Annotated in this window: 24 protein-coding genes, 4 tRNA genes and 1 pseudogene; 6 read left to right on the plus strand and 23 right to left on the minus strand. The window is 61.4% G+C overall.

Annotated features, from left to right (window positions below):
* Window positions 1-24 precede the first annotated feature (24 nt).
* Window positions 25-101: transfer RNA gene (locus ACZ41T_RS14880), tRNA-Pro, on the minus strand.
* Window positions 102-234: 133 nt separating this feature from the next.
* Here ACZ41T_RS14880 and folD point away from each other — a divergent pair.
* Both folD and ACZ41T_RS14890 read left to right on the plus strand, forming a co-directional pair.
* Window positions 235-1,089 (plus strand): bifunctional methylenetetrahydrofolate dehydrogenase/methenyltetrahydrofolate cyclohydrolase FolD, encoded by an 855-nt coding sequence (gene folD, locus ACZ41T_RS14885; protein ID WP_464922139.1) that lies wholly within the window; start codon window positions 235-237, stop codon window positions 1,087-1,089.
* Between the two features lie 152 nt (window positions 1,090-1,241).
* A pseudogene (locus ACZ41T_RS14890) lies at window positions 1,242-1,542 on the plus strand (transposase); the annotation flags it as partial.
* 155 nt (window positions 1,543-1,697) lie between these two features.
* On the opposite strand, the gene ACZ41T_RS14895 reads toward ACZ41T_RS14890, so the two are convergent.
* On the minus strand, window positions 1,698-2,471 hold the full coding sequence (locus ACZ41T_RS14895) for an HAD-IA family hydrolase (RefSeq protein WP_464922140.1): 774 nt from the start codon (window positions 2,469-2,471) through the stop codon (window positions 1,698-1,700).
* A 68-nt stretch (window positions 2,472-2,539) separates the two neighbouring features.
* Between ACZ41T_RS14895 and dksA the strand changes: the two genes are divergently transcribed.
* Together dksA and ACZ41T_RS14905 are read left to right on the plus strand one after the other, a co-directional pair.
* Window positions 2,540-2,959 carry an RNA polymerase-binding protein DksA gene (gene dksA / locus ACZ41T_RS14900; RefSeq protein WP_464922141.1) on the plus strand — a complete coding sequence of 140 codons (420 nt, stop codon included), beginning with the start codon at window positions 2,540-2,542 and terminating at the stop codon, window positions 2,957-2,959.
* 89 nt (window positions 2,960-3,048) lie between these two features.
* Entirely contained in the window at window positions 3,049-3,492 is a 444-nt protein-coding gene (locus ACZ41T_RS14905) for a hypothetical protein (protein WP_464922142.1), read from the plus strand.
* Between the two features lie 42 nt (window positions 3,493-3,534).
* Here ACZ41T_RS14905 and ACZ41T_RS14910 read toward each other — a convergent pair whose 3' ends face one another.
* Together ACZ41T_RS14910 and ACZ41T_RS14915 are read right to left on the minus strand one after the other, a co-directional pair.
* Window positions 3,535-3,789, minus strand: a complete 255-nt coding sequence (locus ACZ41T_RS14910) for a hypothetical protein (RefSeq protein WP_464922143.1) — start codon at window positions 3,787-3,789, stop codon at window positions 3,535-3,537.
* A 253-nt stretch (window positions 3,790-4,042) separates the two neighbouring features.
* Complete coding sequence (locus ACZ41T_RS14915; protein ID WP_464922144.1) at window positions 4,043-4,255, minus strand: hypothetical protein; 213 nt, start codon at window positions 4,253-4,255, stop codon at window positions 4,043-4,045.
* A gap of 169 nt (window positions 4,256-4,424) precedes the next feature.
* On the opposite strand from ACZ41T_RS14915, the gene ACZ41T_RS14920 reads away from it, so the two are divergent.
* Both ACZ41T_RS14920 and ACZ41T_RS14925 read left to right on the plus strand, forming a co-directional pair.
* Window positions 4,425-5,093 (plus strand): response regulator, encoded by a 669-nt coding sequence (locus ACZ41T_RS14920; protein WP_464922145.1) that lies wholly within the window; start codon window positions 4,425-4,427, stop codon window positions 5,091-5,093.
* Window positions 5,090-6,478 (plus strand): sensor histidine kinase, encoded by a 1,389-nt coding sequence (locus tag ACZ41T_RS14925; protein WP_464922146.1) that lies wholly within the window; start codon window positions 5,090-5,092, stop codon window positions 6,476-6,478. Before ACZ41T_RS14920 ends, ACZ41T_RS14925 begins: the two co-directional genes overlap by 4 nt.
* A gap of 61 nt (window positions 6,479-6,539) precedes the next feature.
* On the opposite strand, the gene pnp is transcribed toward ACZ41T_RS14925, so the two are convergent.
* The 19 genes from pnp to ACZ41T_RS15020 form a co-directional block, all read right to left on the minus strand.
* Window positions 6,540-8,675, minus strand: coding sequence for a polyribonucleotide nucleotidyltransferase (gene pnp / locus ACZ41T_RS14930; RefSeq protein WP_464922147.1), 2,136 nt, complete (start codon window positions 8,673-8,675; stop codon window positions 6,540-6,542).
* A gap of 124 nt (window positions 8,676-8,799) precedes the next feature.
* Complete coding sequence (gene rpsO / locus ACZ41T_RS14935; RefSeq protein ID WP_464922148.1) at window positions 8,800-9,069, minus strand: 30S ribosomal protein S15; 270 nt, start codon at window positions 9,067-9,069, stop codon at window positions 8,800-8,802.
* A gap of 88 nt (window positions 9,070-9,157) precedes the next feature.
* Window positions 9,158-10,108, minus strand: coding sequence for a tRNA pseudouridine(55) synthase TruB (gene truB / locus ACZ41T_RS14940; protein WP_464922149.1), 951 nt, complete (start codon window positions 10,106-10,108; stop codon window positions 9,158-9,160).
* Window positions 10,109-10,451: 343 nt separating this feature from the next.
* Window positions 10,452-10,826, minus strand: a complete 375-nt coding sequence (gene rbfA / locus ACZ41T_RS14945) for a 30S ribosome-binding factor RbfA (protein WP_464922150.1) — start codon at window positions 10,824-10,826, stop codon at window positions 10,452-10,454.
* Window positions 10,827-10,924: 98 nt separating this feature from the next.
* Entirely contained in the window at window positions 10,925-13,720 is a 2,796-nt protein-coding gene (infB, locus tag ACZ41T_RS14950) for a translation initiation factor IF-2 (protein ID WP_464922151.1), read from the minus strand.
* A gap of 15 nt (window positions 13,721-13,735) precedes the next feature.
* Window positions 13,736-15,208: a transcription termination factor NusA gene (nusA, locus tag ACZ41T_RS14955; RefSeq protein WP_464922152.1), complete on the minus strand. Its 1,473-nt coding sequence runs from the start codon at window positions 15,206-15,208 to the stop codon at window positions 13,736-13,738.
* A gap of 17 nt (window positions 15,209-15,225) precedes the next feature.
* Window positions 15,226-15,651: a ribosome maturation factor RimP gene (gene rimP / locus ACZ41T_RS14960; RefSeq protein ID WP_464923994.1), complete on the minus strand. Its 426-nt coding sequence runs from the start codon at window positions 15,649-15,651 to the stop codon at window positions 15,226-15,228.
* A gap of 153 nt (window positions 15,652-15,804) precedes the next feature.
* Window positions 15,805-15,891 (minus strand) — tRNA-Leu (locus ACZ41T_RS14965).
* Between the two features lie 23 nt (window positions 15,892-15,914).
* Window positions 15,915-15,988, minus strand: a tRNA-Cys gene (locus ACZ41T_RS14970).
* A gap of 69 nt (window positions 15,989-16,057) precedes the next feature.
* Window positions 16,058-16,133: transfer RNA gene (locus ACZ41T_RS14975), tRNA-Gly, on the minus strand.
* A gap of 50 nt (window positions 16,134-16,183) precedes the next feature.
* On the minus strand, window positions 16,184-16,753 hold the full coding sequence (gene pgsA / locus ACZ41T_RS14980; protein ID WP_464922153.1) for a CDP-diacylglycerol--glycerol-3-phosphate 3-phosphatidyltransferase: 570 nt from the start codon (window positions 16,751-16,753) through the stop codon (window positions 16,184-16,186).
* 5 nt (window positions 16,754-16,758) lie between these two features.
* A complete protein-coding gene (uvrC, locus tag ACZ41T_RS14985) occupies window positions 16,759-18,555 on the minus strand; it encodes an excinuclease ABC subunit UvrC (RefSeq protein ID WP_464922154.1) in 1,797 nt (598 codons plus the stop codon).
* A gap of 97 nt (window positions 18,556-18,652) precedes the next feature.
* Window positions 18,653-18,838 carry a tautomerase family protein gene (locus ACZ41T_RS14990; protein ID WP_464922155.1) on the minus strand — a complete coding sequence of 62 codons (186 nt, stop codon included), beginning with the start codon at window positions 18,836-18,838 and terminating at the stop codon, window positions 18,653-18,655.
* Window positions 18,802-19,464, minus strand: coding sequence for a uracil-DNA glycosylase (locus ACZ41T_RS14995; RefSeq protein WP_464922156.1), 663 nt, complete (start codon window positions 19,462-19,464; stop codon window positions 18,802-18,804). Before ACZ41T_RS14995 ends, ACZ41T_RS14990 begins: the two co-directional genes overlap by 37 nt.
* An 85-nt stretch (window positions 19,465-19,549) precedes the next feature.
* Entirely contained in the window at window positions 19,550-19,942 is a 393-nt protein-coding gene (locus ACZ41T_RS15000) for a DUF6858 family protein (protein WP_464922157.1), read from the minus strand.
* A 50-nt stretch (window positions 19,943-19,992) separates the two neighbouring features.
* Window positions 19,993-20,589, minus strand: coding sequence for a cytochrome b/b6 domain-containing protein (locus ACZ41T_RS15005; RefSeq protein ID WP_464922158.1), 597 nt, complete (start codon window positions 20,587-20,589; stop codon window positions 19,993-19,995).
* Complete coding sequence (locus tag ACZ41T_RS15010; protein ID WP_464922159.1) at window positions 20,582-22,219, minus strand: tetrathionate reductase family octaheme c-type cytochrome; 1,638 nt, start codon at window positions 22,217-22,219, stop codon at window positions 20,582-20,584. Before ACZ41T_RS15010 ends, ACZ41T_RS15005 begins: the two co-directional genes overlap by 8 nt.
* An 88-nt stretch (window positions 22,220-22,307) precedes the next feature.
* On the minus strand, window positions 22,308-22,589 hold the full coding sequence (locus ACZ41T_RS15015; protein ID WP_464922160.1) for a hypothetical protein: 282 nt from the start codon (window positions 22,587-22,589) through the stop codon (window positions 22,308-22,310).
* Window positions 22,590-22,649: 60 nt separating this feature from the next.
* Window positions 22,650-23,285, minus strand: coding sequence for an HD-GYP domain-containing protein (locus ACZ41T_RS15020; protein WP_464922161.1), 636 nt, complete (start codon window positions 23,283-23,285; stop codon window positions 22,650-22,652).
* Window positions 23,286-23,394: the final 109 nt, after the last annotated feature.

Raw genomic sequence — 23,394 nt, forward strand, 5'->3', positions numbered from 1 at the left:
CTTACACTTGGGACGATTGGGGGGTGGTCGGGGTGAGGGGATTCGAACTCCTGACATCCTGCTCCCAAAGCAGGCGCGCTACCGGGCTGCGCTACACCCCGAAATCCTGTTTTTGTATTACGGCCGTATTTCGGAGAAGCGAGACTATACATGGCCGAATTGGCCGGGTCAATTTTTGCTTGAGTCGGATGAGCGGTTCCGGGAAAATCACTCTTTTGCTTCAGGGTTATCTTGATGAGCGCACGAATTTTAGACGGCAAGGCGATGGCCGACACCATCCTCGCAGTGATTCACGACAAGGTGGCCGAACGCGAGGCGCAGGGCAAGCGTCGCCCCGGTCTTGCGGTGATTCTGGTGGGCGACGAAGCTGCCTCGGCCGTATACGTGCGCAACAAGAAGCGCGCCTGCGAACGTGCCGCCGTCACCAGCGTCTCGCACGACCTGCCCAGTGCCACCACGCAGGGCGAACTGCTGGCGTTGATCGACACGCTGAATGCCGATCCTGCCATCGACGGCATCCTGGTGCAGCTGCCGCTGCCGGCGCACATCGACACGGAGACGGTGATCGAGCGCATCCGTCCCGACAAGGACGTCGACGGCTTCCACCCCTACAACATCGGCCGCCTGGCGGTGAAAATGCCGACCCTGCGGCCGTCCACCCCGCGCGGCATCATGACGCTCCTGCGCGCGACCAACGAGGAACTGCGCGGCAAGAATGCGGTGATGGTCGGCGCTTCCAACATCGTCGGCCGGCCGATGAGCCTGGAACTGCTGCTCGCCGGGTGCACCATCACCGTGTGCCACAGCGCCACCCGCGATCTGGAAAGCTTCGTGCGCTCGGCCGAAATACTGGTGGTGGGGGTGGGGCGGCCGCGCATGATTCCGGGCGACTGGATCCGCGAGGGCGCGATCGTGATCGATGTCGGCATCAACCGCCTGCCCGACGGCAAGCTGGTCGGCGACGTCGACTTCGACACCGCGGTGGAACGCGCCAGCTGGATCACTCCGGTGCCGGGCGGCGTTGGGCCGATGACCGTGGCGACCCTGCTGGAAAACACGCTCGAAGCGGCGCTGATGCACAATCCCTAAGGGAGCGCTGAACAATTCAACATGGCCGTCATTGCGAGCGCAGCGAAGCAATCCAGCGTATTGATTAAGCAGGCATTTCTGGATTGCCGCGTCGCTGCGCGCCTCGCGATGACAAATTAATCAGCGCTTCCCTAGGGATTGTGCAATAGCGCCGCTGGCTCAAGCGGCGGCAGGCGGTGGAGCCGGCGATTGGGCATTTGAAGTCGGATAACCGCATGGGACCGGTGCTGGTTGCCGGGACAACTCGGCGATGCGTTGCATACGGTGCTCTGTGCCGCGGGTTACAACCTGCGCTGGTTGCAGAGAGCGATGATGCGTCTGGGCCTGAAGGCCCTTTTCTTGCGCCCGTTATTTCTGGCGCTGTTGGCTGCGTTCCTGCGCGCGAATCCGCTCCAGCAAGCTCATCCGGCGGCAGGGCTCTCGCTTGGCGTTGCTGATGGCTGCGTCAAATGAATTTTGCAGGGGCGACTATATGCCCAATCGGTTCGAGCAGCCTGTGGTGGTTGAGCCAGCACACCCATTGACCCCAATTTTCTCGAAGGTCGCGATGTCTCGTGAAGAAAATCTGTTTTTCCCTTCGCTTTTCTTCGCGTCCTTCGCAGATAAATTCAGTTCGCATGCAGCGTTCTGAGGTATGCCACGTCGACGAACGGCTGGCCGAAATCGGGGCCGGCCAGCAGCCGGTTGGGGGCGTCGGGGTCGCCGAGGTCGGACAGCACCACGGCGGCGCCGGTGAAGTCGTGGCCCTGCGTGTAGTCGTTGACCGTGACCAGCGTTTTCAGGCCGGCGCCCAGGCTTGCGCGCAGGCCGTTTTCCGAATCCTCGAAGGCCAGGCACTCGGCGGCTTGCAATCCCATTTTCTCCAGTGCGTAGTGGTAGATGTCGGGTGCGGGCTTCTTTGCCGGCACGATGTCGCCCGCCGCAATGACCTCGAACCAGGATTGGGTGCCGGGGCCAAGGCTGTGCTCCAGCAGCACGGTGACGTTTTCCGGGGTGGTGGTGGTGGCAATCGCCAGCCGCAGGCCGGCTGCGCGCGCCGCGGCCAGCAGGCGCCTGACGCCAGGGCGCATGGGGATGCCGCCCTTTGCGGCCAACGTGCTGTAATGACGAGTCTTGGCCTGGTGCAGGCCGGCTACCAGTTCGTCAAAGTTGCTTGGCTTCCTGTAGTCGGGCCGAAAGCGGTCGATATAGTATTTTATCCGCTCCTTGCCGCCGGTGACGGCAAGGAGTTTGCCGTAGAGGGCGGCGTCCCAGTGCCAGTCGAGGCCGGCGTCGGCAAAGGCCTGGTTGAAGGCGGGACGGTGGCCGTCGCGCTCGGTGTCGGCAAGGGTGCCGTCAACATCGAAAAGCAGGGCCTGAAGTGTGGTTTTTGGTTGCGGCATAAAGAGGATTCTGTTATTAAATCGCGTTGGGCTGGATCCTGAACATCCTATTTTTCAAAGAGAACGAGATGGCTGAAACTTTGATGCGCTTTGAGCCTTACAAGGCAAAAAAAGGCGAAGAATACATGAACGCAAAACAGCTCGCGCATTTTCGTAAAATACTCGAGGCGTGGAAAGCCGAGTTGTCGCAGGATATCGATACCACCCTGCATTCCATGCAGGATGAGCAGACGGTATTTGCGGATCCCAACGACCGCGCCACCCAGGAATCGGACATGGCGCTCGAACTGCGTAACCGCGACCGCGAGCGCAAGCTGATCAAGAAAATCGGCGAGACCATCGCCAAGATCGACAGCGGCGATTACGGCTACTGTGAATCCTGCGGCGTTGAAATCGGCCTGGACCGGATGCAGGCGCGCCCGACCGCAACGCTGTGCATCGACTGCAAGACGCTCGAGGAAATCCGCGAACGTCAGGTCGCCAAGTAAATATGGCACGTCAGGTCGCCAAGTAAATATGGCACACCAGGTGCAAAATCAATCCGACTGCCAAACAAGCTAACTCCGCAAAACATGCCATGACCGATACCACCGAATTCGACCGTAACTTCAATGGCCTGCTCTACAGCGTGATGCGCTGGGATCAGTTGACGGTGTTCTGGCAAAGGGTGGAGGCCGGTGCCGGCTGGTATCTCTATGCGGTCGGTCAGCAGGTGCCGCAAGAACCTTCCGCTGCCGACAAGGTGCAACAGTTCACGCACGAACTGGATGAACTGCTGCGGCGCGAGCATCACGAGGATTACTGTGCGATTGTTTACGCCGACAACCTCGATGCCCCCAGCTTCATCAAGATCTACGATCCCAACCACCTCGGTAGTTCGTGCGGTTCGAGCTCGATGAAGTCGTCGGTGCTACCGGGCTGGGTGATGAGCCGCACACCGCCGCGTGAGCTCGAAATGAATGGCGTGGTGACCGGCCAGCGCAAACGATGGTGGCAAACATTTCTCGGTAGTTCAGAATAAAAAACCGCGCCCGAGAGCGCGGTTTTTTATTGCCATAAATAATTACTTCTTGGCAGGTACTGCGGGTGCGGCAGGGGCAACAGCGGTTGCGGCCGCGTCAGCTTTTTTTGCTTCGGCTTTGGCAGCATGGTGGGTTTTTTTCGCATCCTTGGGCGAATCGGCAGGCTTTTCAGCAGCAGCAATGGCGGCTGCAGCAGGTGCAGCGGCGGGGACTTTGGCAGCATCAGCAGCAACAGCGGACAGGCTGAAAGCGCCAACAATCGTTGCGGCGGCCAGGGAAGACATCAGTTTACTCATTTATTTCTCCGGAGGATGTAAGTGGTCGGTTAGGTATGCAATCGCGAACGGCTTCTGCATGATTCGAACTGTGCATCAGTATCCTTACATGAACCTTACGGTGATAACGCCACGTGTGTATCCGTAAGGTTGTTTACTCATAAGATGGGCCACCTTCGTAAAGGCAAGAAACCGTACCCATGGACACGGTTTCTTGCCTTATCTGTAGAAGTTCAGACTTGACTTGAACTTCTACGCTTCATTCAAGAATGGCTTATTTCATTCCGGGTTCTGCAGTGTCGGATTTTTTCGCTGCGGATTTTGCCACATGCTTTTTGGTGGCCTTATGAGTTGTGTGCTTTTTGGGCGCTGCTGCAGGTTTTTCAGCAACTGACATGGCAGAATCAGGCGAGTCAGAGGCCATGGCAGACATGCTAAAAGCACCAATAATCGTTGCGGCAATGAGGGAGGACATGATCTTGTTCATAAATTTTCTCCAGTGTGGTAAGGCATTGAAATGCAGTTGCCAAAACAACTGCATGGCGATCACTATCTTCCGACTTGCTTACAAGCACCTTACGGATTCTATTTTTATCTGATCTTTAATTTGCGTGGGTTTCAAGCGGAATGGGCGTGTTCTATGCAAGACTTGATACATGAAAATTCTGCTGGTTGAAGACGACTTGACCTTGGGTGAGGCTGTGATGCTGGCTGTTCGACAGGCCGGGTTCTCGGTTGACTGGGCACATGACGGCGTGCAGGCTGATAGTGCCCTGTCTGACTATACCTACGATGCCGTGCTGCTGGATTTGGGATTGCCTCGACGTGAGGGCCTGGTCGTGCTGCGGAACCTGCGTAAGCGTGGTGAGACCCTGCCTGTTATGGTTTTGACCGCGCGTGATACGGTGGAGGATCGGGTTAAAGGGTTGGATGCGGGGTCTGATGATTACCTGCTGAAGCCATTTTCACTTGATGAATTGCTGGCTCGGTTGCGCGCTTTGCTGCGTCGGTCGAATGGTTTGGCCGATACCCAGATACGTATAGGACGCCTGAATTTTGACAGTGTTAGTCGTCAAGCTCGTGTCGATGATGCTTCTTTGGTGTTGTCTGCGCGCGAACTTGAGGTGCTCGAGATTTTGCTGAATCATCGTGGCCGAGTTACTGCAAAAGAAGCGATTGCAGATCGACTGACGGGTTGGGATGACGGGGTGGGTGAAAATGCAGTTGAAGTCTATATCCATCGGCTAAGACGCAAATTGGATGGCTCAGGCGTGGTGATCCGCACATTGCGCGGGCTGGGCTATTTATTGGAAGTTGAACGTTGAGCAAGGTCAATACGCAGAGTCTCAGGCGACAGCTGATCGTTCGCATGCTGTGGATGCTGCTGCCACTTTTTATTTTGCTGTGGATCATCGCGTATTTTTCCAGCCTGTATTTTATTAACGAGACTTTCGACCGTTCGCTGGTACGTCGAACCTACGCGCTGGCCGACAGAGTCGAAGTGTTGCGTGGGAAGGTCTTTGTCGACATCCCAGTTTCGGCTCGGGCCATGCTGGCTTTTGACCAGGAAGATCTATTGTTTCACCGTGTTGTGGACCCGCAGGGCCGGGTAATTGAAGGGGAGGCCGACATGCCTCCGCTGCACGGGAAGAGCGGCATCAAGCCGGGTCAGTTGCTTGTTTACGATGGAATCAAGGACGGCGAGAACGTTCGGATAGCCGCTTTTGCGTTGCCGCTTCGGGGCACCAGCGCGAGCGGCACGGTGCTGGTCCAGGTGGGGGAAACCCTGTCGCGGCGACGGGCCATGGCTGATCGCGCCACGTTGGCCATTGTGATTCCGATGTTGCTGATGACACTGGCTGCAGCGGCGGCCATCGCTTATGGCGTGGGCCGAGGACTCGCCCCATTGAGCCGGCTGCGCGACCGTTTATCCGCCCGAAAAGCACTTGATCTGACACCGGTTCCGCTGGAGGGGGCTCCTGCGGAGTTGCGCCCATTCCTGGATGAAATCAATTCGCTATTGCAGCGCCTGGCAGAGGCAGTCGAAGCGCAGTCGCGTTTTGTGGCGAATGCCGCGCATCAACTGCGCACGCCCATCGCGGGGATACGTGCACAGGCCGAAGCGGCTCTGGCCACTGCGCGTCCTGACGATGCGCAGCACGCCTTGGTACGCATCGCGAAATCGACTCAGACCATGGGCAATCTGGTCCAGAAGCTGCTCATTCTGGCGCGCGTGGATGCCGCAGAAAATACCTTGTGCCTGCAGCGGCTGGATGGGGTTGAACTGGTAAGAGAGATAGCGCGTGAGTGGGCGCCCCTGGCGTTGGTAAAAGGCGTGGAAATAGGATTCGAAGCAAGGGGTGACGATGCGGCCATGATGGGGGATTCCCAATTGCTGCAGGAAATGTTGACCAACCTGATTGACAATGCCCAGCGCTATGGTGGGACGCAGATCATGTTGACGGTGCAGGCTACGGAGCAGGGTTCAGACTGGCGGGTGGCTGATAATGGCCCTGGCATACCCGAGTCGCAGCATTTCGCCGTGTTTGTGCCATTCTATCGCCTGTCCGGAGATGTGGATGGAGCAGGATTGGGGTTGACCATCGTGCAGCGCATTGCGCAGTTGCACGGCGCGGTCGTGAGTCTGGAAGCCGGGATTGGGGGAGTTGGGCTGGCTGTTCGTGTTCATTTTCCGCTTCCTGCGACATAACGCTGCCACACAATAAAAAACCGCGCCTAAAGGCGCGGTTTTTTATTGGCACGGACCAGGCTTAGCTCGTGCTTTCAGGTGTTTCGGTGTCATTGGTGACGGGCGCAGGCACAGGCGCTTCAAGCAGGGCCTTCATCGACAAGCGCAGGCGGCCTTTTTCGTCGGCTTCCAGAATCACCACCTTTACGACCTGGCCTTCTTTCAGATAATCGCCGATGGCATTGACGCGCTCATGGGCAATCTGCGAAATGTGCAGCAGGCCATCGCGTCCCGGCAGCACGTTGACGATCGCGCCGAAATCGAGCAGCTTGATGACCGGACCTTCGTACACCTTGCCGACTTCGACCTCGGCGGTGATTTCCTCGATGCGCTTCTTCGCAAGTTCGCCGGCTTCCATGCTGGTGCAGGCGATTTTTACGCTGCCGTCCTCCTGGATGTCGATCTGGGTGCCGGTTTCCTCGGTCAGCGCGCGGATTACGGCGCCGCCCTTACCGATGACGTCACGGATTTTTTCCGGGTTGATCTTCATTGCGATGATGCGTGGCGCGTAGGCTGACATCTCGTGGCTGCCGGCAACCGATTCCTTCATGATATCGAGGATGTGCAGGCGGCCTTCCTTCGCCTGCGTCAGCGCGGCCTGCATGATTTCCTGGGTGATGCCGTTGATCTTGATGTCCATCTGCAGTGCGGTCACGCCTTTTTCGGTGCCGGCAACCTTGAAGTCCATGTCGCCCAGGTGATCTTCGTCGCCGAGGATGTCGGTCAGCACGGCAAAGCGATTGCCTTCCTTGATCAGGCCCATGGCGATGCCGGCGACGTGCGCCTTCAGCGGCGCGCCGGCATCCATCAGCGACAGGCAACCGCCGCATACCGAAGCCATCGACGACGAGCCGTTGGATTCGGTGATTTCCGAAACCACGCGCATGGTGTAGCCGAATTCTTCCTTGGAGGGCAGCACTGCCAGCAGCGCGCGCTTGGCCAGTCGCCCGTGGCCGACTTCGCGGCGCTTGGGTGCGCCCACGCGGCCGGTTTCACCGGTGGCGTAGGGGGGCATGTTGTACTGCAGAATGAAGCGGTCTGAATAACTGCCTTCGAGTGCGTCGATGGTCTGCTCGTCGCGTCCGGTACCCAGCGTGGTGACGACCAGCGCCTGGGTTTCGCCGCGGGTGAAAAGAGCGGAACCGTGGGTACGCGGCAGCACGCCGGTGCGGATGGTGATCGGGCGCACGGTGCGGGTGTCGCGGCCGTCGATGCGCGGCTGGCCGGACAGGATGCGGTTGCGCACCACGCTGGCTTCCACGCGGTGGAAAGCGTCCTTCACGGCATTGGCAGCGGCGGTATCCATGCCGGCGGTGATGAGTTCGGCGAAGGTCTTGTTGCGCATTTCGTCGATTGCGCTCATGCGCGCCTGCTTCTGCTTGATGTTGTAGGCCTGCTGCAGACCGTCTTCGGCCAGTGCCTTCAGGCGTTCCACCATCGCGGTGTCTTCGGCGACCGGCTGCCAGTCCCACGCGTCGGCGCCGGCTTCGTCGGCCAGTTCGTTGATGGCGTTGATCGCGGCCTGCATCTGGGTGTGGCCGAACATGACCGCGCCCAGCATGATGTCTTCGGGCAGTTCCATCGCTTCGGATTCGACCATCAGCACGGCCGTCTCGGTGCCGGCGACGACCAGATTGAGCGCCGAATCTTTCAGCTCGGAGTTGGTCGGATTCAGCACGTATTCGCCGTTGATGAAACCGACGCGTGCTGCGCCCACCGGACCGTCGAACGGCAGACCGGACAGCGACAACGCAGCCGAGGCGCCGATCAGCGCGGGGATATCGGCGCTGACTTCGGGGTTGGATGAGATCACCGTGGCGATGATCTGCACTTCGTTGAAGAAGCCTTCGGGGAAGAGCGGGCGGATGGGGCGGTCGATCAGGCGGCAAATCAGGATTTCACCGTCGGACGCGCGGCTTTCACGCTTGAGGAAGCCGCCGGGGATGCGTCCGGCAGCGTAGGTTTTTTCCTGGTAGTCGACGGTCAGGGGGAAGAAATCCTGACCGGGCTTGACTTCGTTCTTGGCAACCACGGTGACCAGCACCACGGTGTCATCCATGTTGACGAGGACGGCGCCCGAAGCCTGGCGGGCGATTTCGCCTGTTTCCAGCGTGACCAGGTGGCGGCCGTAGGCGAAGGTTTTCTTGATAGCGCTCATGCGAGTTCCTTTCAAAGCAAAAACGCCCCGCATGGGCGGGGCGTGAAAAAATCAGGGGGCGACAGGCCCCATCCACTGTGCCGGGGCAGCAGGGTGCTGGATCATCACAGTGGTCTTGCCGGGCTTACTTGCGCAGACCGAGACGTTCGATCAGGGTCTTGTAACTTTCGAGCTGGGTGCGCTTCAGATAGTCCAGCAGCTTGCGGCGGCGGCTCACCATTTTCAGCAGACCACGACGCGAGTGGTGATCCTTCATGTTGGCCTTGAAGTGGCCGGTCAGGTCGTTGATGCGGGCCGTCAGCAGGGCAACCTGCACTTCGGGCGAGCCGGTATCGGCGGCGGCACGCTGATAATCCTGGACGATTTGCGCTTTCTGGGTAACGGTAACAGCCATGGTGTACTCCTTCTGAATCGCGTGGCCTGCGGCTGAGCGGGACACGTTCGGGGAAACCATGCATTTTACGCTATATGGGAGATCCAACTCAAGCCTGCTGGGTGGCAATCAGCCGGTGCGGCAGCAGGCGGCCGGCATTGGCCTCGGCCAGGCCGAGGAAAGCGTGGGGCACTGCGTAAATCCGTGTCAGCCCTTGATGCTCCGTGGGGTGCGCCACACTGCGGCCCTGGCATAGCGCCGCGGCATCGACGGCATCGAGTTGTACCGCGGGCAGATGCGCCACCAGGCAGTCGGCAGGCAGCAGCAGGGCGTGGCGCTGGAAAACGTCGAGCGCTTCCAGGTCGACCAGGGCGTGTGCCTGTTCCAGCCTGAATCCGCCGGCTGCACAGCGCGTCAGCGCGGTGAGGTGGGCGCCGCAGCCGAGCACAGCGCCGATGTCCTGCGCCAGGGTTCGAATATACGTGCCGGCACTGCATTGCACGTCGAGTACCACGCGGGGCGGATCGCATTCGACCAGTTCGAGGGCGCGAATCGTCACCTTGCGCGGCGGGCGGTCGATTTCGATGCCGGCGCGGGCGTATTCATAGAGCGGGCGTCCCTGATGCTTGAGTGCCGAATGCATGGGCGGGATCTGCTCGATTTCGCCGCTGAAGCGGGGCAGCACGGCGCGGATGTCTTCACGGCCGACTTTGACCTCGCGGGTGCTGACAACCTCGCCTTCCGGGTCGCCCGTAGTCGTGGTGACACCGAGTTGCAGCACGGCGCGATAGTGCTTGTCGGCTTCGAGCAGATAGGCGGAGAACTTGGTGGCCTCGCCGAAGCACAATGGCAGCAGCCCGTCGGCGAACGGGTCGAGAGTGCCGGTATGGCCCGCCTTTTTGGCGTTGAGCAGCCACTTGGCTTTCTGCAGCGCGGCGTTGGAAGTGATACCGACCGGCTTGTTCAGCAGCAGCACGCCGTTAATTGGCTGGCGGGGAGGCAACCTAGAAACCGTAGTTGGACGCGTCCGATGGTGCGTCTGAGCGGGTGACTGGCGCATACGATTCCACACGGGCTTTAGCCCGTAGTGGATCGGAGTCCTTTAGGGCGAAGCGAGGAGGCGGCAGGCCGGGGCCTGCAACGACGAGCGAGAGCGGAATCGTTGCCGCTTTAGCGGCTTTAGTGCATGGTTGTTGCCGATTTATCGGCTCTACAACCACGGCCGCCCCCTTGCGGGGACGAATCCGGCCTACTCCTTGCGGGTACAAAGGCAGGCGCGCGACCAGGCGTATCAGCGGGCGCGTAGCGGACTTAACCTGATGGTGAATATGATCGAAGGCGAAAAAGCCAATATTCATGCGGAATGCCATACGTTTATAAGCGGTCAACTACGGTTTTTAGGTTCATTCGTCTTTCGGGTGTTTGGCATCTTCGGCGACGGCCGCTTCAATTAGCTGGCTAAGCTCGATGCCGCGCTCGACCGAGCGGTCATAGACGAAGCTGAGCTTGGGCACCACCCGCAACTGCATGCGGCGTGACAGCTGCGTGCGCAGAAAGCCGCTGGCACGCTGCAGGCCCAGCAGGCAGGCGGCATGCTCGGCCTCGCCGCCCAGGGTGGTGAAGTAGACCTTGGCAAACTCCATGTCGCGGTTGACCTCCACCTCGGTGATGGTCAGCATGCCGACGCGCGGATCCTTCACTTCCTGCCGGATCAACTCCGGCAGTTCGCGCTGGATCTGGTCGGCGACGCGGCGGGCACGGGGAAAGTCTTTTGGCATGGTGGTTAAGGCTAGGAGTTGGGAATCAGGAACCAGGGCGCGCGGCTCGCCGCGCTCATTCCCTGAATCCTAGCCCCCAGATCCTGATTCCTGGATCCTCACAATGAACGCGCGATTTCCACGACCTCGAACACTTCGAGCAAATCGCCTACCTGGATGTCGTTGAAGTTCTTCAGGGAGAGGCCGCATTCGAAGTTTGCCTTGACTTCCTTGACGTCATCCTTGAAGCGCTTGAGCGAGTCGAGCTCGCCCTGGTGGATCACCACGTTGTTGCGCAGCACACGCACGCCGGCGTTGCGTTTGATCACGCCATCCAGCACGTAGCAGCCGGCAATGGTGCCGACCTTGGAAATGGTGAAGACCTGGCGGATTTCCACACTGCCGATGACGCTTTCCCGCTTTTCGGGCGCCAGCATGCCGGAAAGAGCCGATTTAACTTCATCCACCGCCTCGTAGATGATGTTGTAGTAGCGGAGATCCACGCCGCTGGATTCGGCCAGCTTGCGTGCCGACGCATCGGCGCGCACGTTGAAGCCGATCAGCACCGCCTTGGAGGCGAGCGCCAGGTTGACGTCCGATTCGGTGATCGCGCCTACCGCACTGTGGATGATGTTGACTTTGACTTCGTCGGTCGACAGCTTGGCCAGCGCGTGCGCCAGGCCTTCGTAGGAGCCCTGCATGTCGGCTTTGAGGATGATGGGAAGTTGCTGGACTTCGCCTGCCCCCATCTGCCCGAACATCGATTCCAGCTTGGCGGCCTGCTTTTTGGCGAGCTGCACGTCGCGGAACTTGCCCTGGCGGAACAGCGCGATTTCGCGCGCCTTGCGCTCGTCGGGCAGCACCATCATGTCCTCGCCCGCCCGCGGCACGTCGGACAGACCCTGGATTTCGACCGGGATCGAAGGCCCGGCTTCGTTCACGACATTGCCCGACTCGTCGAGCATGGCGCGCACGCGGCCGAAGGCCTGGCCGGCCAGCACCATGTCGCCGCGGCGCAGGGTGCCGGATTGCACCAGCAGCGTGGTGACCGGGCCCTTGCCCTTGTCCAGGCGCGCTTCGATGACGAGGCCTTTGGCCGGCCCTTCGGCGGCTGCCTGCAGTTCCAGCACTTCGGCCTGTAGCAGGATGGCATCGAGCAAGCCATCGAGATTGGTGTTGGCTTTGGCCGACACTTCGACGAACTGGGTGTCGCCACCCCATTCCTCGGGGGTGACGCCCTGCGCGACGAGTTCCTGGCGGATACGCTCGGGGCTGGCGTCGGGCTTGTCGATCTTGTTGATTGCCACCACCAGCGGCACCCCTGCGGCCTTGGCGTGGTGGATGGCTTCGATGGTCTGCGGCATGACGCCGTCGTCCGCCGCCACCACCAGCACAACGATGTCGGTCGCTTTGGCGCCGCGTGCCCGCATCGCGGTAAACGCTTCGTGGCCCGGGGTGTCGAGGAAGGTGATGACGCCTTTTTCGGTTTCGACGTGATAGGCGCCGATGTGCTGGGTGATGCCGCCGACTTCGCCGCTGGCCACCCGGGTGCGCCGGATGGTGTCGAGCAGCGAGGTCTTGCCGTGGTCGACGTGCCCCATCACCGTGACGACAGGCGGGCGGGGGCGCATGACCGTTTCGCCGGTAAAGCCGGTATCGATGTAGGCTTCCGGTGTATCGAGCGCGGCGGCCTTGGCGATGTGGCCCATTTCCTCGATTACGATGATCGCGGTTTCCTGATCGAGCACCTGGTTGATGGTTACCATGCTGCCCAGTTTCATCAGGGCCTTGATGACCTCGGCAGCCTTTACCGACATCTTGTGGGCAAGTTCGGCCACGGTGATGGTTTCGGGCACCAGAACCTCGCGCACGATCGGCTCGGTCGGGGCCACGAAGGTGGTCTCTTCATGGCCGGATCCGGATCTGGATTTGCCTTTACGGCCGCGCCAGCCTGCGTCAGGCGCAGCGCCGCCACGGGTCTTGAGTCCGCCCTTGCGCTTTGCGGCCTCATCCTTCCAGCTGCCTGCGGCTTTCTTGTCCGGCCCTTTGGCGCCCTTGGCACCAGCCGGCTTGTCGGGTTTGTGCAAGGTTTTGGCGGTAGGTGCGGCGGGTGCAGCGGGCGCAGCGGGCGCCGCGGCTTTCTGGGCTGCCTCCAGTTTGGCGGCTTCGCGCGCGGCTTCCGCTTGCTTGCGCAAGGCTTCGCGTTCGGTGCGGGCCTTGGCGTCGGAGGCCTGGCGTTCCTGCAGGGCCGAGTGACGGCGTGCTTCTTCTGCGCGCGTCTTGACTTCTGCCTCGTTCAGGATCGACGCCTTTTTGATGCGCGTGGTTTTCTTCACCACCGGGGCGGCTTCCGGTGCGGGCTCCACAGCCATCTCAAGCGGCACGGGTGCAGCTTCAGCGACGGGCTCCACCGCGGTGGGCTCGGCGGCGACGGGCTCGGCGGCGACGGGCTCGACCACAGCAGGCTTGGATTTGGCAGGTTTGGCCGCAACCGGTTCGATGACGGGCGATTCAACCCTGGCTTCAACCACCGGCTGAGCCAGTTCCTCGACCTGCGGGGCAGCCTGGATTTCAGGTGCGGGCTCCGACACGGGCGGGGCTTCGGCCGTCAGCGCAGCGGCATCGCGCTTGACGTAGGTGCGCGACTTGCGCACTTCCACCTGAATGGTACGCGACTTGCCGGTGCTATCGGTCTTGCGGATTTCGCCCGTCTGCTTGCGTGTGATGGTGATCTTGGTTTTTCCGGTCTCGGCGCCGCCGCCATGCACCTTGCGCAGGTAGTCGAGCAGGTGTGCCTTGTCCGCCTCGGTGACGGAATCGATCACATCGTTTTTATTGACGCCTGCCGCTTTCAGCTGTTCCAACAACAGCTGGGGCGGCAGCTTCAATTCCTGGGCAAATTGTTCAACGTTCATGCAGTCCTCTTAGCCTTAGGCAAACCAGGGCGCGCGTGCGGCCATGATCAATTGTTTGGCGCGTTCGGCATCCATGGCGGATATTTCGGTCAGTTCGTCGACTGCCAGTTCCGCCAGGTCCTCGGTGGTGTGGATGCCGTTGCTGGCGAGCATGCGTGCGGTTTCTGCGTCCATGCCTTCGAGCGACAACAGGTCGCCCGCAGAGGTCTCGACCTGCTCCTCGCCGACAATGGCGGCGGTCAGCAACGCGTTGCGGGCACGGTTGCGCAGTTCGTTGACCAGGTCTTCGTCGAAGGCTTCGATCTCGAGCATTTCGTTGAGCGGGACGTAAGCGACTTCTTCCAGCGTGGAGAAGCCTTCGTCAACCAGAATCTGGGCGACTTCCTCGTCCACATCGAGCTTCTCGACGAAGAGTGCGAGGGTCTTGCCGCTTTCGCTCGACTGCTTCTCTTCTGCCGTTTCACGCGACATGATGTTGAGTTCCCAGCCGGTCAGCTCGGACGCCAGGCGCACGTTCTGGCCGCCGCGGCCGATGGCCATCGCCAGCTGTTCCTCGTCCACCACCACGTCCATGCTGTGCTTGTCTTCGTCCACCACGATGGAGCTGACTTCGGCTGGCGCCAGCGCATTGATGACGTACTGCGCGGGGTCGGACGACCAGTGGATGATGTCGACGCGCTCGCCCGCCAGTTCGTTGGTCACCGAGGTGACGCGCGAACCGCGCATGCCGATACAGGTCCCGATCGGGTCGATGCGCGGGTCGTGCGATACCACTGCGATCTTGGCACGCAGGCCTGGATCGCGGGCGGCAGCCTTGATTTCCAGCAGGCCCTCCTCGATTTCCGGCACTTCGAGCTCGAATAGCTTCATGATGAATTCGGGCGCGGTTCGCGACAGCACCACCTGCGGGCCGCGGGCGCCGCGGTCGATGCGCAGCAGGTAGGCGCGGACACGGTCGCCGACGCGCAGGTTCTCGCGCGGAATCATCTGGTCGCGGTGCACGAAGCCCTCGATGCGGCCCGATTCGATGATGGCGTTGCCACGGTCGATGCGTTTCACCACCCCGCTGACGAGATGTTCCTTGCGGTCGAGGAAGTCGCTGATGACCTGTTCGCGCTCGGCATCGCGGATCTTCTGCAGGATGACCTGTTTGGCTGCCTGCGCACCGATGCGGCCAAACTCGACGTTTTCCAGCGGCTCCTCGATGTAGTCGCCGATCTCGATGTCGGGATGCTTGTCCTGGGCGTCGATCAGCAGAATCTGGTAACCCTCGGATTCCAGATCCGCTTCGGACACCACCTGCCAGCGGCGAAAGGATTCATAGTCGCCGGTGTCGCGATCGATCGACACGCGCACGTCGGCCTCATCCTTGAAGCGTTTTTTGGTGGCGGAGGCGAGCGCCTGCTCCAGCGCATCGAACACCACATCCAGGCCCACGTTTTTTTCGCGCGCCAGCGCATCGGCCAGCATTAACAATTCACGACTCATCATTCCCTCCAGCCTGCCTAAACCTTTGGGTTCAGGCGGGCAGCGTCCACATTCCTTAAATCGATCGACACTTCCGTGCCATCGACGATCAATTTCACTGCATTTTCTTCCAGGCCGAGCAGTTGGCCGCTGAGGCGCCGCCGGTTATCCATCGGCACCCGCAGCTTGAGCGTCACCGGCTCACCGGCAAAACGTACATAGTCCTGCGGCTTGACCAGCGGCCGGTCGATGCCGGGCGAGGATACTTCCAGCCTGTCATAGTCGATGTTCTCGACGGTGAACAGGTGGCTCAAGTGATTGCTCACCGTTACGCAGTCCTCGATCGTGATGCCCCCCGGCTTGTCGATGAAAATCCGCATCAGCCCGCGCCCGGCGCGTTCCAGCGTCACCAGTTCGTAACCGAGTCCGGCAAGTACAGGCTCCAGGCGGGCGGGCAAATCCATCATTGCAAATCCATCTTCGTGCCGCTGCGCAGCGCAAACGAAACCGCATGAACTCATGGCGCAGCACAAATAAAAAATGGGCGAACCGCCCATTGTTGTTAATAATCAAGCGCCGAAATTATACCACTCGGGCAGGTAGTCTGAAAGACAAGATGGTGCCCGGAACCGGGGTCGAACCGGTACGCCATCGCTGGCGAGGGATTTTAAATCCCTTGTGTCTACCAATTTCACCATCCGGGCGAAACGGACAGCTGGCTTGAGTCTGGAGGCGCGAGCCGGAGTCGAACCGACCTACACGGATTTGCAATCCGGTGCATAACCGCTTTGCTATCGCGCCGTCGCGGTGAATTGCTTAAACGAAAAGGGGAAAACATCCGGGCTACGCCATCTGTTTTCCCCAGAATGCTGGAGCGGGAAAGGAGGCTCGAACTCCCGACCTCAACCTTGGCAAGGTTGCGCTCTACCAGCTGAGCTATTCCCGCGTTTCAAGGCTGCGCATTATGGGGATTCCGCTTTTCCCTGTCAACAATTTTCATGAAGTTTTTTGCAGCGCGCGCGCTGCCATTACAAGGTAATACGCCATCGACACCAGGGTGAGCAGCGCGGCGACCCAGATCAGCAGTGTGCCGATGCTGGCAATGGGCAGGCCGGCGGCCGGGTCGAAATACAGCAGCAGTACGATGGCGATCATCTGCGCCGTGGTTTTCAGCTTGCCGACGAAGGATACCGCCACGCTGGCGGATTTGCCTTCCCTGGCCATCCACTCGCGCAGCGCCGAAATGGTGATTTCGCGGCCGATGATGATGAGCCCGATGAGCGGCGCCACGCGACCGAGGTCGATCAGCACGATCAGCGCGGCGGCGACCATCAGTTTGTCGGCCACCGGGTCGAGAAAGGCGCCGAAGGCCGAGGTCTGGCCGAGCGCGCGCGCCAGATAGCCATCGAGCCAGTCGGTCAGCGCCGCCACCCCGAAAAATACCGCAGCCAGCAGGTTGGCTTCATGCGGCGTCACCCAGCCATCCGGCAGGTAGAAGACGCCCACCATCAACGGGATGAAGAGGATGCGCAGCCAGGTGAGCAGGTTGGGGAGGTTGAGGGGCATCGGTGTTAATGGAGGGCGTTGTAGATGGTTTCCGCCAATTCTCGACTGATACCGTTCACCGTGGCAAGCGCGTCGACGCCGGCGTCGCGCACGCCTTGCAGTCCACCGAAGTGTTCCAGCAGCTGTTTGCGGCGCTTGGGGCCGATTCCGGCGATGTCTTCAAGGGTCGATTGCAGGCGTGCCTTACCGCGTTTGGCGCGGTGGCCGGTGATGGCGAAGCGGTGCGCTTCGTCGCGCACCTGCTGGATCAGGTGAAAGCCGGGATGGTCCTTGGCAAGCTTCAGCTCGCGGCCGTCGGCGAAGATCAGTGTTTCCAGGCCGGGCTTGCGCGCCTCGCCCTTGGCGACGCCGAGCAGCAGAACATCGCTCAGGCCAAGCTCGGCCATCGCCTCGACCGCGCTCGAAATTTGCCCCTTGCCGCCGTCGATCAAGAGCAGGTCGGGCAGCACGCCATTTTCCTCCACGCTCTTGCGGAAGCGCTTGGTCAGTGCGGCGCGCATCGCGGCGTAGTCGTCGCCCGGCGTGATGCCGCCGATGTTGTAGCGCCGGTAGTCGGATTTCTTCAGGTCGTCGCCTTCGTAGACGACGCACGAGGCGATGGTGGCTTCGCCCATGGTGTGCGAGATGTCGAAGCATTCGATGCGGTTCAATTGCGGCAAGCCAAGCGTGTTGCGCAGCGCGGCCAGCCGCTGCGACTGGTTGGCGCGGTCGGCGCTGCGGCGCGCGGCGGACAGGCGCGCGTTGGCCTGCGCCATGCCGATCCAGACTTTTCGCTCGCCGGTGACGCGGTGCAGGAGCGTGACTTTTTTGCCGGCCTGTTCGGTCAGCAGCGCTTCCAGCGCGTCGGTCTCGATCGCTTCGCTCACCAGGATGCGCGCCGGGACCGGGTGCTCCAGATAATGCTGGGCAATGAAGGCTTCCAGCGCTTCGGCCGGCGTCGCCCCTTCGCCATGCTGCGGAAAGAAGCTGCGGTCGCCGAGATGGCGGCCGCCGCGGATCATGGTCAGGTTGACCGCGATCACCCCGCCGGCCTCGGCCACCGCCACCACGTCGGCATCGGCCTCGCCGCCGGTGGTGTCGACGAACTGCTTTTCACGCACCGTTGCCAGCATGCGCAGGCGGTCGCGCAGCAGCGCGGCGGTCTCGAAATCGAGCGCGGCTGCGGCGGCGTTCATCTGTTCGGTGATCAGCTCGGTCAGTGCGGAGGCCTCGCCGTGCAGCAACTGGGCGGCCGCGCTGACGTCGCGCGCGTAGGCTTCCGGCGTGACGAGTTTGACGCAGGGCGCGGTGCAGCGCTTGATCTGGTGCAGCAGGCAGGGGCGCGAGCGGTTGGCGAACACGGTGTCCTCGCAGGTGCGCAGCTGGAACACCTTCTGCAGCAGCTGGATGCTCTCGCGCACCGCGTAGGAATTGGGGTAGGGGCCGAATGCCTGGTCGCTCTTTTTCGGCGTGCCGCGAAAATAGGCTAGCCGCGGAAAGCGGTGCCCGGTCAGCAGCAGGTAGGGATAGGATTTGTCGTCGCGGAACAGGATGTTGAAGCGCGGCTTCAGCCCCTTGATCAGGTTGTTCTCCAGCAGCAGCGCCTCGGCCTCGGTGCGCGTCACCGTGGTGTCGATGTGATCGACGCTCTTCAGCATCAGCCGGATGCGTGGGCTCTGGTCGGTTTTCTGGAAATAGCTGGTGACGCGCTTCCTGAGATGCTTCGCCTTGCCGACGTAGAGTACCGCGCCGGCCGCGTCGATCATGCGGTAGACGCCGGGCAGGGTGGGCAGCGAGGCGAGAAATTCCTTGGTAATGTTCACATGCAAAACCGTTTTATCCGCGAAGGGCGCGAAGGGACACGAAGAAAATCTTCAGGGTCTTGTTTCGCGCTTCTTCGTGCCCTTCGCGGATAAAACGTCATTTCTCATCGAGCAGCTTGCCGGCGATCGCCCAGTTCTCGTCCGGCAGTTCCTCGAACGCGATATAAGTGTAGGAGGCCGGCTTGCCGGCGTGGCGCTCCAGCGTGGCGGTGATTTCCTCGGCGACTTTCTGCTTCTGCTCGCGGGTCAGCGTGCCGGCGAGCTTGATGGTGACGACGGGCATGATCGGTTCTCGCTTTGAATCAGGGTGAACACCGCCGCGAACATTTCCGGGGTGAGGCGGCGTGTCTGCGTATTGTAGCGGGAGCAGTGGTAGCTGCTGACCAGCCGCCGTCCGCCGGGCAGGCGGTAGTCGCTGGCGTGGCCGAAGGGGTAGTCTTTGAGTTTGAGGCCCTGCGCGCGCAGAACCGCCTGATGTGCAATCTGGCCGAGCGCCAGGATGCTGGCGTGCGTCGGCAAGGCGGCAATTTCGGCTGCCAGGAAACGATTGCATTCACGGATTTCGCCCGGTTCCGGCTTGTTGGCCGGCGGCAGGCATTTCACTGCGTTGGTGATGCGGCAGCCGCTGAGCGTCAGGCCATCGTCGACGGAAATCGACTGCGGCGCACTGGCGTAGCCGAAGCGGTGCAGGGTCTCGTACAGCAGTACCCCTGCGTGATCGCCGGTGAACGGCCGGCCGCTGCGGTTGGCGCCGTGCATGCCGGGGGCGAGACCGACGATCAGCAGGTCGGGCGCAGGATCGCCGAAGGCGGGCACCGGGCGCGCGTGGTAACCGGGATGGTGCGTGCGCACTTCGTCCAGAAAGCCGGCAAGGCGTGGGCAGGCGCGGCAGCCAGGATCAAAATTCATTTCAGGCACGCTGTAAACATCGGGGTATCGGGACGCGCATTGTAGTGGGTGCGCCCCGGTTTTCATGCTGGCGGCGGGGCGCCGCTCAGCCCTTGTTGCGCAGCCCTTTGACCCAGGCTTCCATGGCTTCGTTCGCGGGCCTCATCGGCGCTTCCATGAAGCTCACCACGAACTTGTCGCCCATGTCCGCCACGCCGATGGAGCGGGGACGCACCGCCAGCACCTGCGGATTGGGCAGGGCCAGGCCGAAGCAGAAGATCACGTCCACCGCGGCCTTGATGTCGGGATTGATCTCGCCTTCGATGCGTCGAGTGTGGGCGTAGTGGTCGAACACGCCGATGAATTGCACCTTGGGGTTGGCGGCGATTTTGTCCTTGAGGCCGCTCACCACCTCGTCGACGCTTTGACAGCGGGTTTCGGACTTGTCGATCTCGGCGACGAAGATCGGGTATTTTTCCTGCAGCAGGGTTTGTTTCATCAGGCATTTCTTCTCGGTTGCGGTTGGGTGGGTGCGGCGTCGAAGCCGTTTCAGTGCTCCTCTTCCCAGCCGGTGATCATGGCCTTGATGTGGGCGAGCGGAGTATGTCCGGTGGTGGTGAGGTAGACGTGAGCGACGAGGAAAACCAGCATCATGAAAGCGCCGAGCGTGTGGGCGATGGCGACTTCCTGCAGGCCGAGCCAGGCGGGCGCGAGGTCGCGCCATTCCGCGTAGAACAGGTAGGCGATTCCGCTCGCCCAGATTAACGGATTGATCGCGAGCTTCAGCCCCAGGTAGGCCAGGCGCTGCAGCGGGTTGTGCTTGCGTTCGGGCACCACCCTGTAGGGGTGCGGGCGGCCGAGAAAGATGCCGTAGCTGTAGTACTGGATCACCGCGCCCAACTGGTCGAAGCTGGGGATGTACTGGCGCCATTCGCCGGTGGTGAAATGCCAGAAAATGGCAAAGATCCACAGGCCCACCAGCAGCCAGGCGGCCGTGGTATGAATCGACACCGCCTGGCCGAAGTCGAGCAGGCTGTAGCTGCCGTGGACCTCGAATCCGGTGACCAGCAGGGTGATGACCAGCGCGGCCTGCGACCAGTGCCAGAAGCGCTCGAAGCGCTTGAAGAGGTAGATGCGTTCAGTCATTTCCGTGTTCCCTGCGTTTTCTGCGCGTGAAGATTCGCAGCGTGCCGTGGCCCAGCACGCCGAGCAAAGCGAGGCCGGCCAGCCCGAAGCCGGCGCGGTCCAGCAGCAGGTTGCGGTCGCGGCCCGGCAGATAGACGCCGCTGACCGCCTTCAGGCGGCCGTCGCGGCTGTGGCATTCGGCGCAGCCCAGTGCCTGTTCCTTCGGCGCCACCATGTGGGTGATGGGCCACAGCATCTCCGTTTCGACGAAGCCGAACCTGCCGCTGAAGGGCTGGCCGGCGGCGGCCGTTCCGGCGGCCAGCGCGCGATCCCAGTCGTAGTTGAACCACAGCGCGGTGTCGTCCGGCGTGGCGGTGTGGGGCACCAGCAGAGTGAGGTGCTCCAGGTCGTAGGGCTGCTTGCCGCGGAAGCGCTTGACCGGCCAGATGCGGGCAGCGGGCTCACCGGCATCGCCGTGGAAGGTGTTCATCTTGACGATGCGCGCCGGATCGATGCGGTCGCTCTTCAGCGTGTAATCCACGCGGCCGTCGAACCAGACGTAGTCCGGTTCGACATTCTCGCCCAGGCGGAAGTCGCCCTTCTTGCTGTCGAAAATGACGTGACCGTGTTCATCCTTTTTCTGGAACGGCTTGCCGTCGGCATCCAGCGTGCCCGCCGTGGACCAGTCCCAGAACATCTTGGTGGGCACGCCGCCGCGGGCGAAGGCGGGAATGTGGCAGGTCTGGCAGGCCAGCGTACGGGTATGGGCGTTGAGGCGGTCGCCCCGCGTCAGGCTGCCCATCAGGCCCGCGCCCGGTCCGGGCTTGTGCGGCTGGTCGCCGTGGCAGGCCTGGCAGCTTGCCGGATTGCGATCGGTTTTCTGGCCGCGCAGGATGGCAGGGTGCGGGTCGGAGGCGGTTGGCGCTATCCGGCTTCCGGCGATGCGGTGGCTTTCGGTCTTGTGGCAGGTGGCGCAGGTGAAGTTGCCCCCATCCACGCCCATGTGCACGTCCAGCTTGCGGTCGGGCTGCTTCAGCGAGGAATCCAGATCGCCGTGCTTCACTCCGTCGCCGCCGCCGCCGTAAAAATGGCACGCGCCGCAGGTGGCGCGGCTGGTCTTGCCGACCTGCCGGGCGACCTGCGACAGATCCACCGCTTCGATGAATTTGCCGGAACCCGGCGGATATTCCATGCGCTGGTAGGCGGGATGGCCGGCCAGGCCGGGAATCTTGACGTACTGGCCGGTGTTGTGGCAGGCCAGGCAATCGACGTTCCTTTCCGAGCTGAAGTCGAAGCGGTCGTCCTTCCAGCCGTAGCCCACATGGCAGGCATTGCAGAACGCTTCGTTGGAACGATCGGCGATGCAGAAGCTGTTGAGCATGGTCTTCTTGCCCAGGCGCTGGCCGGTGGACGGGTTGACGTAATCCCAGGTCCAGTGCCGCGTCGCCATCACCTGTTTGGCCGCCTCGGTATGGCAGGACAGGCAGGCTTCGGTCACTTCTTCACCGGTTTTGAACGGCTTTTTCAGCCGGCTGAACTTGCCGTGTTCGGCCGTGGACGCCTTCACCTCGGTCCGTGCAGGCACTGCGTCCGCAGCAGCCGACGCCTGCGTCGCGGCGTTCAGCGCCAGCAGCAGGAGACAGGCGAACAATGCACGCCGAACAAGATATCCGCCGATTAGGCTTGAGTTTTTTATCATGAGCGCTCCCTGTTTCGGTCAGGCACGAGGCGGTGGAAAATCAGTCAGACGAACCCCGGCTTTCCGTATCAAGTGTAGGTGATCCGGCTTGATTTTCCATGCCCGGCCCAGCCGCCGCGAGTCGGCGACTCATGCGCGATTCACCTTGCGGTAGGGGCGCAGGTACTGCCATTCGAAAAACCGCTTGGCCCAGTGGAACAGGCGGCACGGCGGCCATCGACAGGCCCAGCGCTTCGAGGGTGGGGACGGCCATGTTGTTGCCCACCCGGCCATAGACCACTTGCGATTGTACCGAAATCACATCGAGCGGCAGCGGCTTCATGGCTGCCCCAGTATGCCCCTTGATGCCGTCGACCAACACGTTATCGATAAAGTTTTTTTCTCATGTACCCCATCCCCCTCCCAGCCTCCCCCTTTGTTTGTAAGGGCGCTTGGAGGAGAGCGCGTCAAAGACATCGGCCACCGCGAAGATGCATGCGGCAAGTGGAATGGCGTCGCCCTTCAGTTGACGAGGATAGCCGCTGCCATCCCTTTTTTCGTGATGCGCCGCAACCACCGCATTGGCATCATCCAGCCACCCCATGCCGGTCACAATCTCCTCACCCAACGCGACATGGGTGCGCATAATGACGAATTCTTCTTCGTCCAGTTTGCCCGGCTTGAGCAAGATGGCATCGGGTATGCCGATTTTTCCAACGTCATGAAGAAAACTGCCTGCGATCAGGGCCTGCATATCGTGCCCCGTCAGCCCCATTTCTTCGGCAATGCGGGCAGAAACCCAGGCAACCCGGTAATTGTGTTCCCCGGTATCGGAATCCCGCTTGGCAATGGCCCGGCCCAAGGACTCCATCATGGAAATATGAGAATCGAGCACTTCGCGGGCTTTGCGTTCGTTATCCGTCGAAAGATGCACGACCACGGGATAAATCGCGGCACCGCACAGCAATGAGGCAAGACACGTCATCAACGCGACCGTCAGAGCATTGGCAAAGATTTGTTCCTGCTGCCATTTGGGCACCACACGAACACCTTCGAAGTATCCCGTTATGGGACCCCCGACAGCCTCGGTCTGTTCACGCAGGGGAATAAAGACTCGCAATACCCACACGTCGCCTGCCAGCTTGAGA

The organism is Thiobacillus thiophilus, assembly GCF_055378705.1.

What these genes read in the sequence shown, in the direction of transcription:
- rimP (WP_464923994.1), bottom strand. Translation starts at nt 15,651, where the DNA reads ATGGATTTGCCCGCCCGCCTGGAGCCTGTACTTGCCGGACTCGGTTAC.
- nusA (WP_464922152.1), bottom strand. Translation starts at nt 15,208, where the DNA reads ATGAGTCGTGAATTGTTAATGCTGGCCGATGCGCTGGCGCGCGAAAAA.
- infB (WP_464922151.1), bottom strand. Translation starts at nt 13,720, where the DNA reads ATGAACGTTGAACAATTTGCCCAGGAATTGAAGCTGCCGCCCCAGCTG.
- dksA (WP_464922141.1), top strand. Translation starts at nt 2,540, where the DNA reads ATGGCTGAAACTTTGATGCGCTTTGAGCCTTACAAGGCAAAAAAAGGC.
- ACZ41T_RS15005 (WP_464922158.1), bottom strand. Translation starts at nt 20,589, where the DNA reads ATGACTGAACGCATCTACCTCTTCAAGCGCTTCGAGCGCTTCTGGCAC.
- pgsA (WP_464922153.1), bottom strand. Translation starts at nt 16,753, where the DNA reads ATGCCCCTCAACCTCCCCAACCTGCTCACCTGGCTGCGCATCCTCTTC.
- ACZ41T_RS14905 (WP_464922142.1), top strand. Translation starts at nt 3,049, where the DNA reads ATGACCGATACCACCGAATTCGACCGTAACTTCAATGGCCTGCTCTAC.
- ACZ41T_RS14990 (WP_464922155.1), bottom strand. Translation starts at nt 18,838, where the DNA reads ATGCCCGTCGTCACCATCAAGCTCGCCGGCACGCTGACCCGCGAGCAG.
- ACZ41T_RS14895 (WP_464922140.1), bottom strand. Translation starts at nt 2,471, where the DNA reads ATGCCGCAACCAAAAACCACACTTCAGGCCCTGCTTTTCGATGTTGAC.
- folD (WP_464922139.1), top strand. Translation starts at nt 235, where the DNA reads ATGAGCGCACGAATTTTAGACGGCAAGGCGATGGCCGACACCATCCTC.
- ACZ41T_RS15000 (WP_464922157.1), bottom strand. Translation starts at nt 19,942, where the DNA reads ATGAAACAAACCCTGCTGCAGGAAAAATACCCGATCTTCGTCGCCGAG.
- ACZ41T_RS14910 (WP_464922143.1), bottom strand. Translation starts at nt 3,789, where the DNA reads ATGAGTAAACTGATGTCTTCCCTGGCCGCCGCAACGATTGTTGGCGCT.
- ACZ41T_RS14915 (WP_464922144.1), bottom strand. Translation starts at nt 4,255, where the DNA reads ATGAACAAGATCATGTCCTCCCTCATTGCCGCAACGATTATTGGTGCT.
- ACZ41T_RS14995 (WP_464922156.1), bottom strand. Translation starts at nt 19,464, where the DNA reads ATGAATTTTGATCCTGGCTGCCGCGCCTGCCCACGCCTTGCCGGCTTT.
- rpsO (WP_464922148.1), bottom strand. Translation starts at nt 9,069, where the DNA reads ATGGCTGTTACCGTTACCCAGAAAGCGCAAATCGTCCAGGATTATCAG.
- ACZ41T_RS15015 (WP_464922160.1), bottom strand. Translation starts at nt 22,589, where the DNA reads ATGAAGCCGCTGCCGCTCGATGTGATTTCGGTACAATCGCAAGTGGTC.
- truB (WP_464922149.1), bottom strand. Translation starts at nt 10,108, where the DNA reads ATGCGCCAGTCACCCGCTCAGACGCACCATCGGACGCGTCCAACTACG.
- ACZ41T_RS14920 (WP_464922145.1), top strand. Translation starts at nt 4,425, where the DNA reads ATGAAAATTCTGCTGGTTGAAGACGACTTGACCTTGGGTGAGGCTGTG.
- pnp (WP_464922147.1), bottom strand. Translation starts at nt 8,675, where the DNA reads ATGAGCGCTATCAAGAAAACCTTCGCCTACGGCCGCCACCTGGTCACG.
- rbfA (WP_464922150.1), bottom strand. Translation starts at nt 10,826, where the DNA reads ATGCCAAAAGACTTTCCCCGTGCCCGCCGCGTCGCCGACCAGATCCAG.